Raw genomic sequence first — 1855 nt, forward strand, 5'->3', positions numbered from 1 at the left:
TAAGAAAAACCGGGCAAACCCCGCCCGGTCCTTTTCTATCCACCCAGACTAGAGGAAATCCGATAATTTATATTCCTGTCCATGTAGGCCTTTATAATACTCTGGATACATTTCTCCACCACAGTTCTCACAGCTGAATCTTGGTGGGGTTGTTGGATCTCCCCCATCCATTAAATCAAATTCCCTTACAACGTCATAAGGAATTTCCTCCTCCTCATGACACGTCAAACAATGATAATGGACAAACTTCTTCCTCGGTCCCAAATGGTCGGTTCCTTTTCCTTTTTTCCTCTTCTTGTTTTTCTTGCCTGTTGCCTTCGAGATAATGAATCATCCTTTCCATATAGTTTCTTGCTTCTTTCGTTAATGCTATTTTTATTTCTAATGTTCCGTTCTCAAGACAGACTTCTCCCATGTACTCATAATAATTGTCACAATGCGGGCATATCATCGGATCTTTTTGTCCACTGGAAATAATACGCTCTCTCCAAGTTTGGCGGCGTAATGTTTTCTTTACCTTTACTATCCAACGTCTTGTTCCTTGCTGCCATGTTGCTAACATCTTTTTACTTAATTTCTTACTCCTTCTTGAATACATGCCATAATGACGAATCGTTTTAAATTGTTCATCCGGAATATGACGGATTAAACGTGCGATAAACTCCTCTACTGTAACGGTTTCATGCTTTTCTTTCCCATCTGTCTTGTCCACGTATTTAAAGGTTACAGTTTGACCATCATATGCCTCGATCCGGTTTGTTCCAATCGCAGGTCGACGAATATAACGGGCAATATAGCGGAGCTGTTCTTTTATTTTACCTCTTTGTTTTGGGGCATACACATAGAAGCCTTCCCCATTTGCGGAAAAAGCCTTTTGTAATCTTGGCTGTACCCTTTTCTTTTCTCGCTTCGTCAAGCTTTTTCGAATGAGCTTCAACACTACAGTCTGCCACTGCTTGCGAAGCATCTTAAATGGAATAAAATCATATCCTTTCCATTCCCCTTTTTTCGTGATTCCTCCCATCGTTACCATCATATGGACGTGTGGATTGAAATTCACCCTGGAACCAAATGTATGTAAACCAACAATTATGCCTGGTGTTACCTTTGCTTTCTTTTGAAAGTAATCTGCAATTAATTTAGCCGCTTCGTCCATGAGCGGTTTCAGAAGCTCTCGATGCAAAAGAAATATATCCCGTAACCCTTCATCAATTGTAAATATCACATGTCGGTGGTTCACTTGTAATACGTCCTCAGATAACAAGCGGCTCCATTCTTCGCTTTCTCCAACGGAACAGGTCGTACAAAAACGACCCTTGCATCGAAAGGGAACATGCTTCACATCATGGCAACCTTCACAAACCAGAAGTTTGAATCCTTTTTTCATGTCTCCGCAGTCCCGAAACTTTTCTACCTCCTTGATGACTACCGAGCGGATCCTGTCTCCGTATTTTTTCTTGAACGTCTCCCAATGTTGATTTATATCGAAAAAGATTTCCTTCAAAATATTTTTCCCCATATATTAAAAATAACACAGGGGCGATCACTCTGGTAGACCCAAATTTTATAGTAAGAAAAAGGGAGAGTTTCTTTCCAATTATACAGGTTGATTGGAGCAGAAGGCACGAGACTCCTGCGGGAAAACGGGGCTGGGGAGACCCCACAGGGGCGGAGCACCGAGGAGGCTCCCCGTACCGCCCGCGGAAAGCGAGTGCCTTCTGCGGAAATCAACACCCCATATGTAAAGACATTTAAAATTAAAAAAGAAAAAATAAATCCAATAGTAACACCTATAATTGAGGCGCTGGAGCTGGCTCTCAACGCTAGCCAATTTTTATACTTTCTTACCTTTTAA

General features: G+C 41.6%; 1 protein-coding gene. It reads right to left on the reverse strand.

Annotated features, from left to right (window positions below; genetic code table 11):
* Positions 1–214: 214 nt before the first annotated feature.
* Positions 215–1519: an IS91 family transposase gene (locus MUB24_RS22920; RefSeq protein WP_244708048.1), complete on the reverse strand. Its 1305-nt coding sequence runs from the start codon at positions 1517–1519 to the stop codon at positions 215–217.
* Between the last annotated feature and the right edge of the window lie 336 nt (positions 1520–1855).

Source organism: Lederbergia sp. NSJ-179 (assembly GCF_022867885.1).
Classification (GTDB): domain Bacteria; phylum Bacillota; class Bacilli; order Bacillales; family Bacillaceae_C; genus Lederbergia.

Bases quoted from the DNA above. Each gene is read 5' to 3' on its own strand.
- MUB24_RS22920 (WP_244708048.1), bottom strand. From the start codon at position 1,519: ATGGGGAAAAATATTTTGAAGGAAATCTTTTTCGATATAAATCAACAT.